Here is a 9,953-nt window from a genome sequence, read left to right as displayed (position 1 = left end):
CGTCACCGCAGCCAAGTTGCGCTATGCTAACCTTGTATACGCCTTCTAGTCATTTGCGGGTCGCGCCATGTTCGATCGTTGGTTCTCAACGCTGGCGGTCAAGAATAAGATTTTGGCCGTTGTTATTACTACCATGCTGGTTGCTGTGTCCCTATCGGGAACGGTGTTTATTGCCTACGATTTACAGCATCAAAAGCGCAACCTCATTGGCAGTTTTGCCGCTTTGGGTGAAGTAACGGCAAAGCGCAGCAGTGCTGCCGTGGCGTTTTTGGATGCCAAGCGCGCCACCGAAAATTTAACAAGCTTTGCCCAGGTCAGCGGCGCATTAGCAGCCTGCCTTTACACCCAGGTTAAACACCAACCCATTGCCTACTGGTCGGATAGCCTACCTGCCGGCCAGGTGCCGGCCAACTTTTCCTGCGACACGCAACCACAAGCGACACCTCAGTACTTAGAGGGCGGCTTTAAATTGTCGCTGCCCGTTCACATGAATCAGAACAGAGTGGGCGTATTAACCCTGTGGGGTAGTTTCGAGCCGCTTTACGCCCGCACTAAGCGATTGGCGATCAGTTTACTAGTCATTAGTTTAATCGCCTGCGCAGCCGCTTTAGCGGCAACGCGACCGCTACAACGTCGCATATACCAACCTATCGTGCACCTGGGTGAAGTAGCCCGACAGGTGGGACAGAGCAACGATTTTTCACTCAGAGCCCAGAAAGCCGCGCCGGATGAACTGGGCGATACGGTAGATGCCTTTAACGCCATGCTGGCTAACTTGGCTGACGACAAAAACGAGCTCGAAAAGCTGGCCTATTTTGACACTCTCACCGGCCTACCCAATCGACGACTCTTTATTGAAGAGCTAGCGCGCGCATTGGCGCACTCGCGCTTATACAAAAATCATTTTGGTTTAATTTTTATCGATCTCGATAATTTTAAATGGGTGAATGATAACCTCGGACACGATCGCGGTGATCAACTGCTGAAAGAGTTTGGGGCAAGAGTATCACGATGCGTGCGCACCGGTGACAAGGTGTGTCGTTTAGGGGGGGATGAGTTTACCGTGGTGTTGCGCGAACTCAGTGGCGAATCCGAGGGCATTGCCGTGTGCCAGCGTATTCTGGCGGCGCTAGAACCCAGCATGCAACTGGGCAAGCATGCTTACAGGGCCGGAGCCAGCCTCGGCCTGGCGGTGGTCGATGGCTACCAGGAGTCTGTGGACAGCACCATTAAAAAAGCAGACCTCGCGGTTTACGCAGCAAAAGCTCAGGGGAAAAATACCTTTGCGCTTTTCCGCCCCGAGATGGCGCCAACATCTTAAGCCCTTTAGGCTTTGTGCTTACTCGCTCTAACCCTTCTGCGGCCATTGCAATAGCTTGCGGGAGATGCTCCGACGTATATCCGCGATTTCAAAAGCAGACCTGTCGCCCAGTCGCGTAGAATCCAATAAATAAATTGGCATTTGTAAGAACCTGTCATTCACCAACCTTAGATCGCTATTTAATAGTAGCGGCGTCTTATCCCGCCACTGCCGCACGCAGGCCGCCAGTGGCACAGGATCGGCTAAGTGCGGATAGATTACGCACAAGCCTTCGTCGTCCGACCACGTCAGATAAGCGGTGGTACGTCTTACTGCAGTCGAATCAATCTGCGTCAAAACATCATAGTTAGCCACGGGATCTGACACAGCGCCCAGGCGATTTTCCCAACCCACGATAGCTTGAATGTCATAGCTGCAATACACCTGTGAAAATTCACCGGAGTAGATACAGAAATGGTGGGTGAGCGCTTCAAGAAAGCCAGCGAGACCTCTCGCTGCCCCCTGAATCGGCGCCAGGGCAGCACCCGCCCAGGGTTGCGGGGCACCCCCGGTAGGCGCAGGAGAATTGACAAGGGCTGTGATCATAGGGGGCCTTCATATAATCAGAAATAAAAAACACCAACTGAGTCGCAGTATTTCAGCGCGGCAACTGCTAAGTGCGGGCTAGGCAGGTACTCACCCTAACCGCCCAGCCCCAGGGTTTACAAGGGTTTAGCCCATCTGGCCTAGGCCTATTGAAAACGCGAATCAAAGACCGATCCGCGCTAACCTATAACCGAGACACCACACTCACAGGGCGAACACATTGCCCACACCCGAGCGGGGCGTACGCCCGTTCCGTCTTCTATACTTCTGAAAATTGCCACTGTCGTTCGGAGCAGCCGTTGTTCAAAGCCCCTTTCATAAACTGTCCGCGCGCGTTGTACTGGATTGGTGGCTGGCTATTGTGCGGCATGGCGGGCTACAGCCTGGCAGATACCAATATAGACCCGGCGGCGGAACACAAGCGCATGCGAGTCGAGCGGCTGGTTATCAGCAGCGCTGCAGGCGCCACTGCGGGTGAGCTAGATGGCGGCGACTTACTCGCCCTGGCCAACGAAAAACGGCAAGCCTACGGCGAGGAAATGACCTTCACAGAGCTCTCTCGGGTGGCCGATCACCTAACCGATGCGCTGCGTGCCCAGGGCTATAAGTTTCACTACGCCTACCTGCCCCCACAGCGCTCGCGATCGGGCGTTGTACGCCTGAATGTAGTGGAGGTGCAATTAGACAGCGTGATCGTGCTCGGCGACCCGGGGATTTCCCCGACAATACTAGCGGCGCCCTTCAAGGCGCTCTTGGGCCGACCACTGTTTCAACCCGAAGTGGACAAGCGCCTGCGCACGCTCAATCGCCAGCCGGAAAGCCAGATTTTTGCCTACTACTCGCGCGGCTCGCGCCCTAACAGCGTCAGACTAAATCTGCGCACCACCGCCAACAGTCATCACCAAATACATACCGCCCTCGACAATGCCGGCAGTGAATCCTCGGGGCACTATCGCTGGACCACGCAATATTCGCTGCTCAGCCCACTGGGGCATTTTGATCGCCTGGACATTAGCGCCATGGCCGCCGCCGGCGGCGCACAGAACCTGTACGGATATATCGCCTATCAACACCCCCTTACCGGGCCCGATAACGGCGTGGCGTTTCGAGCCACCAATAATCGCTTTGATGTAGGACAAGCATTTGCCGCCTTAGAGTTGCAGGGCGATACGCTGATCGCCGGCCTCGAATTTTTTCAGCAATGGCTGCCGAGCGATCATCACAGTCATCGCCTTACGCTCAGCGGCTACCAAAAGTCCGTGGATTACAGCAACATTTTCAATGACAACTCGCTCATAGACGATGAGACCGCCGACGTATTTGGCGCCCAATGGGCCTGGCAATACCAAGGCGCATCCTTTACCCAACTGACCCAGTTAAGCGGATTTACCGGCACCCATTCGCTCACCGGCGCCAGCAATCTGCAGTCTGACTTTCAGGTACTGCAATTTATGTCGGCCAGCCGCTGGTTTTGGCGCGCACACCAGGTGCGGCTGCAAATAGATATGCAGCTGGCAGATTCCCTGCTGCCCTCCTTTGAAAAGCTGCCACTCACTGGCTTGCAGGGTGCCAGAGGTTATTACGCGGGGCAGTTTTCAGCCGATCGGGGCGGTCGAGCGCAGCTGCAGTGGCGCTACGCACTACCCTGGCTCACCGCGCAGTGGCAATGGTCGCCGCAGGTTTTTGTGGATCACGCCCAAGGGGATCAATTGTCCGCCGCCGGCGACACGCTGCAGGATTTAACTGCCACCTCTGTGGGGATCGGGCTGAGCGGCCAGCACCCCCACTGGCAGATGCAATTGCAATGGAGCGCCTGGAACGACGCGCAACGCAGCGTCGCCGTGCCACTGCGCACTTTACCGATCAGTTTTGAACTTCACTACCGCTGGTAAGCCATGAACTGTCTTCCTCCCTCGCCCACAGGATTTTCTCGCACGCTGCTGGTCTTGGCCTTGCCCGGCTTAGCTCAGCATTGCCTGGCGCTGCCAACACTGCCGGACGTCGTTGCGGGGCAGGTACAGGTGGAAACTCACAATCAACAGATGCACATAGTGCAAAGCAGCCAGCGCGCCGTGCTCAACTACCAGCAGTTTTCCATCGGCGCTCAGGAGCAGGTGCATTTTCAGCACCCCAATGCGCAGGCGCTCACCCTTAACAAAGTCACTGGCCCAGACGCGTCAATCATTGCCGGGCAACTCACAGCCAACGGCCAGGTGTTTTTAGTCAATCCCCAGGGTGTATTTTTTTCCCCAAGTGCGCAGGTAGACGTGACCGGTCTAGTCGTCTCGACCCTGGATGTCAGTGCGGCAGATTTCATGGAGGGCGACTTCACCTTGATGGCGCCGGGGCCAGGCTCGGTAGAAAACCAGGGTAAAATCAACGCAGACACCCTACTGGCATTTGTTGCACCGGCCATCGTCAATACCGGCGAGCTCACTAGCTCGAGGGTGACCTTAGCCAGCGCTGGGCACGTTATCATCAAACCTGCGGGCAACCACACGGGCATTGAAGTTTCGCGCGCGACTCTGCAGGGCCGGCACGGCCAGATTATTAACGAAGGCACAGTTACCGGCCAATGGGTACACCTGGCGGCCGCTGCTGTCGACGAACTGCACACCAGCCTGATCAACAATGGCGGCGTCATTCACGCCACCGGCTTGGACGACATCACCGGTGGCAACATTCGCATTGATACAAGCGCCGATCTGATCAATCGCGGCCAGTTGGACGCCAATCACCATTCGGGGCACGGCGGCCAGATCGAGGTAGCTGCCCAGCGCGCCTACAACAACGGCCGAGTAAATGTCGACGGCAGCGCCGGCGGCGGCAGTATTCACTGGCGCACACAAGGTATGACCATCCTGGACAGCGACAGTGAGTTCAGCGCCAATGCAACAGCACTGGGCGATGGTGGCACGGTAATTAATTTCAGCCACGGCTTTAGCCATTTCAACCCCGGCGCCGCCATCAGTGCCACCGGCGGACCGCAAGGGGGCAACGGTGGTTTTGTGGAAGTCTCAGGCCTGCAGTATGTAGAGGCGCTCGGCTCCGTTTCGACGCTGGCGCCACAGGGCCAGGTGGGGCGCTACCTCATCGACCCCACGGACATTACCCTCTCGGTAGCCGCCGATAGCAATGGCTCTTTTACCGGCGGCGGCCCTTTCAACTGGAGTCCAACGGCTGCGACGTCCAATATCAACATGGGCACATTAAAAACCAATTTAACGTCCAACAATGTCACCATCAATACCGCTTCGGGCTTTGCCGGTAGCGGCAATGTGGACTGGCTGGATGATTTGGATATCGACGGCATTGGTAGTCGCAGCTTAAACATCATTGCCGACGGCAGCGTATCGCTCGCCGCGGGCGTACAGATTTTTGACAGCGTGGCCGGCGGGGATGACCTGACGTTGTCGGTCATCGCCGGTGGCAATTTCATCATGGACAGCAGCAGTCGCGTGGAACTTGGCGCCGGTAAATTTGCCGCCACATTAGGCGGAGCCGCCACCCTCAGCCTCATCGAAACCAGCAGCACCGCCGCCGACTCCATCGCCATAGTGGGCGCCAATATTACCGCGGCGGCGCTTGCCAACAATCTCACCAGCGCGGGCTCGGTAACTCTAAACAGCACGGCCGGCATCGGCGCCATGAACACAAGCGTTGCCGGTTTGACGCTTACCTCAGCAAGTGGGGGCGCCACCCTTGTCAATACCGGTAACCTGACGCTCAACGACATCAATCTCGCCGGCAACGCAGTCATTTCCACCACCGGTACCAGCCTGACATTGAGCAGTCTGACCTCAGTCAACGACCTAACACTAACGGCAACCTCAGCCCTGCTGTCGCTACCGGATGCGGGCCTAACAACTGGTGGCGATCTGACCTTTAATGTCAACGACCTGGCCGACAGCGATCGGTCCATAAGCCTGACTGCCAACAACCTTGTACTTAACAGCAACTTTGCAGGCGGCGCACTGACTATCACCTCCGACATCAATACACTGGACTTTACCAACCTGGGCACATCGCTGGTAACGGTGAGCGATATTGGTGCTTTAAGCATCAACAATATTGATTTAAGTGGCGGGATCGGTGCGCGGGGGTTGGACCTGCGCACCCTAGCCGACTTGACGATTGCCTCGACCATCGACACCAATGGTTTTGACGGTGGCCAACTGCTGTTTAGTTCTACCGGCGGCGACTTGCTATTGAATGCATCGATCAGCGACAGCCTGGGCAACGACGACGGCGTAGACGTCACCTTGAGTGCGGCCAACGATGTACGCATGGCCGACGGCACCGAAGTTTCTGCGCGCGCGGGTCGAATTCAGGTTACTGCCGGCAACGACGTTGTGATATCGAGTTTATTCAGCGCCCAACCTACCGGTATCGCAATCGCGGTCAATGCGGGCAATCGCATTATGGACGGCGGCGATGCCGACAACGATATCAGAGCCTCGGGCGGCCATTTTTCTCTAACCGCAGTGAACGGCATTGGCGACGGCAACGCACTGGAAACACGCGGCACCGACGCCGACCTCGTCAATACCGGTACGGGCAATATTTTTGTAGACAACTTTACCGGCGATATGTCGGTGCGCACGCTCAATAACGTAGGTAATAGCTACTTGACCTCGGTGCGCGATATCGCGTTTCAGCCCGGCGCACTTATCGCCACCAACGATTTATTTCTGACCGCCGTCAGAGATGTCATTTTGGACGATGGCTTGAATACCGTCGCGGGAAATTTTTCCATCACCGCCGCAGATATCTACGACAGCGATCGCAGCCTGGATGTGGCCGCCAATCAACTGTTCCTTAACAGTACACTCACCGGCGGCGACCTGACCATTAATAGCGCCGTCAATACGGCAGACATCACCCTGGGCAGTGGCAACCTCGCGCTAATCAACACAGGCGCCCTACAACTGGATGCGCTGTCGAGTGGCGGCGGCAATTTCATTGCCAGCAGCACCGGTACTTTCACCCTCGCCAACGCCATCGATACCGACGGCGCGCACGGGGCACAGCTTGCATTTTCCTCGCTCGCAGGTGACGTGCTTATCAATAACAGCCTACAGGACAGCAATACCCTCACCACAGACGATGTAACACTTAACGTCCAAGCGGCCAATCACATCACCATGGCTGACAGCGCACGGTTTAACGCGTACAACGGCACGATCAATTTCACCGCCACCGGTGGCAATATTACCCTGGGCGGATTGGCCAGCACGCAAGGCTTAGGTACGGCCATTACGCTCACGGCGGGCAGTCAGATTCTCGATGGCGGCGATAGCTGGCACGACATTAGTTTGCCGCTGGGCCGCTACGCACTGAACGCCGTCAATGGTATTGGCGTGGGTAACGCCATCGACGTCGAAGGCGGCACTGCCGATCTAAACAACACCGGCAGCGGTGATATTTTTCTGACTGCCCCCGCAAGCGGGCTGACGCTGGGAGCCCTGTTTGGCGCCGGCAATGCGCAAGTCACCAGCGCCGCAGACCTCACCGTGTTACCCGGCGCACTTACAACTGCCGGCGATTTAACACTCACCGCTGGCGCCAATCTACAGTTGCCAGATGCGGGACTGAACGGTATCACCGGGACATTGACGCTGACCGCCAACGACCTGTTCGACAGCGACCGCAGCTTGCTGCTCAGCGCCGGCGCCCTGAACATTAACAGCGCTTTGGCCGGAGGCGATTTGCAAATCGACGGCGACCTTAATCAACTGACGGCCAGCATCACCGGCACGGGCACCTTTACGCTGCACGACACAGGTGATCTGGCGCTACTCGGCCTCAGCAGTCAGGGCGGAGCCATCACGTTGAGCGCCGTCAACGATTTATCGGTCGTTGCGGATATCGATCTCGACGGCGCGCACGGCCATCACCGGCTAACCGCCGGCAACGACCTGTTAATCAATGCCAATTTACGCGATGCCACCGGTGGCATTGATAACGACACGCGCCTGTCATTGAGTGCGGGCAATGCGCTCACCATGGCCAATACCGGCGTGGCGCTGCATAGCGGTACGGGTTTGATCGCCATGAATGCCAACCGCATCCAACTCGGTCAAGTCACTACCCTTGCCACCGGCGCCAACAGTCTCGATTTAATTAGCGCCACGGATATTCTCGCCTATGACGGCAGCCAACTGTCGGCAGTCAATGGAGGCATTGCCCTGTCGGCCAGCGGCAATATCGAAAGTGTGTCCGCAGGGCTACTGCAACTTGATAGCCCCCAGTTAGCACTGTCTGCCCTCGGTAACGTCGCTATCAACGGCGTCAACAATGTATGGGTAACCAGCTTTAGCACTGGCGGCAATGCCACCCTGACAGCCTCCGCCGCCGAGCTACGGCTGCCGGACGCCGGCCTGAGTGCAGGCGGCTCGCTAAGCCTGCAAGCCCGCGACATTTACGATACCGACCGCAGCCTGATACTGGCCGCAAATACGCTGCGATTGTCCGCCACCGCACCGGCAGACGCCCTCGCCATAAGCACACCGGCCACCAGCCTGGATGTTCGATATGCGCAGCACGATCTGGTCGTAGACGCGAGCCCCGTGGCGCAACTGCGCTTGGCAGACTTGGACGCCGACGGTTTCAGCGTCCACCTGGCCGACGGCAACTTCACCCTTAATCTGCTACAGGGCGACCTCTACTTGGCGGACGACATCCTGGCGCAGGACGGAACAGCCGACGGGCTGCGCGCCGGGATGCTCGGCTTCTATTTGAGTGGCGGCCATCTTACGGTTGCCGATGGCACTAGGCTGCGCGCGATCAATACGCTCGACAGTGGTGCCGGCGGCGGATTAATCGGCGGGGATCAAACGGCCTTGTTATTTAGGCAGCTCGACCTTGGCGATACGGCCTACACTTGGCAGCTGGGCGATGGCAGCAGCGGCGCAGCCGTATTGGTTGAAGCACAGGGTGGCGATATGGTGCTGGACAATTTCAACGATGCAGCCCTCGCGATCGCCACGCGCAGTCTCACACTCAATAACAATGTGCAAATGCGGGCGTATAATAACCTGGGCGATCCCAGCACTGGCAGCCTGGTAAATCGCACGGCCAATCTCAACAGCGCGGTTGTGAGTACCGGGGTCGGCCGCGCGATCACGCTGCTCACCGAGGCGCAACCACCTTCACCGACACCCTCACCGACACCCGTGCCTACCCCCCTGCCCACACCGACACCAACGCCGCCCGACGTCGACCTGGATAGCTTGGCAAACGACAAGGCGCAAGCCGCCTTTGACGATCTGGACAGCCCGCGTCAGGTGCAGCCCAAACAGTCCACAGTGGGCCAATTGCTAAGTACGGCCACGGGTGCCTGCACCGGAGAAGAAACCGCGTCCAGTAGCGTCAAGTGCCGCAATCAGAGAAGTATTCAAAAGTTTTTAAGCAGCCTGCTTATTAGTGGGCAACTACCGGCCGTGAATGCCGAGCAGGGACAACCATGAAAGTTGTGATTCGCACCTTGGGGCGCGCACTGGCCGCTAGCCTGCTGATTTGTAACAGCCTTGCGTCAAAAGCGGCTACCGATGAAGAAATGGCGCAGCTCCAAGTGAAGGCTTTATTTTTGTACAACTTCGCAAATTTTGTCGAATGGCCCGAAGACGCCTTCCCTAACTCAACTGCGCCCATACACATGTGTTTGTTTGGCGATCTACCCTTTGGCATATTTTTAGACAGCGTAAACGGTACCCCCATTGCTAACCGCACACTCGCCGTAACCCGCACCACACAGAAGTCCGACATTGCCGGCGGTTGTCACATACTGTTTGTGGGCAACGACCGGCGTGCAGAACTACCGGACTTCTGGAAAGACGTACAATTCTTGTTTGTGTTGAGCGTGGGGGAGCAGGAGTCTTTCGCCGATCGCGGCGGCATTATCAATATTTTCAGAACCCAGGATCAATACGAGTTTGAAGTAAACATCAGCAACGCCATGGCCGCCGGCCTATTTCTAAGCAGCGACCTGCTCAGCTTGGCGCGAGAAATTCACGAAAACACCCAGCAACCATGATTTTTTTCTTGC

5 protein-coding genes are annotated in these 9,953 nt (G+C 57.1%); 4 read left to right on the top strand and 1 reads right to left on the bottom strand.

Annotated elements, in window-relative coordinates; genetic code table 11:
• The first annotated feature begins 67 nt into the window (after positions 1–67).
• Positions 68–1,321, top strand: coding sequence for a diguanylate cyclase domain-containing protein (locus tag ACW8F6_RS03945; protein WP_491574541.1), 1,254 nt, complete (start codon positions 68–70; stop codon positions 1,319–1,321).
• A 27-nt stretch (positions 1,322–1,348) separates the two neighbouring features.
• On the opposite strand, the gene ACW8F6_RS03940 is transcribed toward ACW8F6_RS03945, so the two are convergent.
• Positions 1,349–1,906 (bottom strand): hypothetical protein, encoded by a 558-nt coding sequence (locus ACW8F6_RS03940; protein WP_491574540.1) that lies wholly within the window; start codon positions 1,904–1,906, stop codon positions 1,349–1,351.
• A gap of 299 nt (positions 1,907–2,205) precedes the next feature.
• Here ACW8F6_RS03940 and ACW8F6_RS03935 point away from each other — a divergent pair, with 299 nt between their 5' ends.
• Genes ACW8F6_RS03935 through ACW8F6_RS03925 form a run of 3 tightly spaced genes read left to right on the top strand, consistent with a single transcriptional unit; the run spans position 2,206 to position 9,941 of the window.
• Positions 2,206–3,798, top strand: a complete 1,593-nt coding sequence (locus ACW8F6_RS03935) for a ShlB/FhaC/HecB family hemolysin secretion/activation protein (RefSeq protein WP_491574539.1) — start codon at positions 2,206–2,208, stop codon at positions 3,796–3,798.
• Between the two features lie 3 nt (positions 3,799–3,801).
• The gene (locus ACW8F6_RS03930) at positions 3,802–9,375 is read left to right on the top strand and encodes a two-partner secretion domain-containing protein (protein ID WP_491574538.1); all 5,574 of its coding nucleotides are present in this window, start codon (positions 3,802–3,804) and stop codon (positions 9,373–9,375) included.
• On the top strand, positions 9,372–9,941 hold the full coding sequence (locus tag ACW8F6_RS03925; RefSeq protein ID WP_491574537.1) for a YfiR family protein: 570 nt from the start codon (positions 9,372–9,374) through the stop codon (positions 9,939–9,941). The genes ACW8F6_RS03930 and ACW8F6_RS03925 overlap by 4 nt, the downstream gene beginning before the upstream one ends.
• The last annotated feature ends 12 nt before the right edge of the window (positions 9,942–9,953 follow it).

The organism is Simiduia sp., from assembly GCF_058345725.1.
This window is presented reverse-complemented; position numbering and strand designations above follow the sequence as displayed.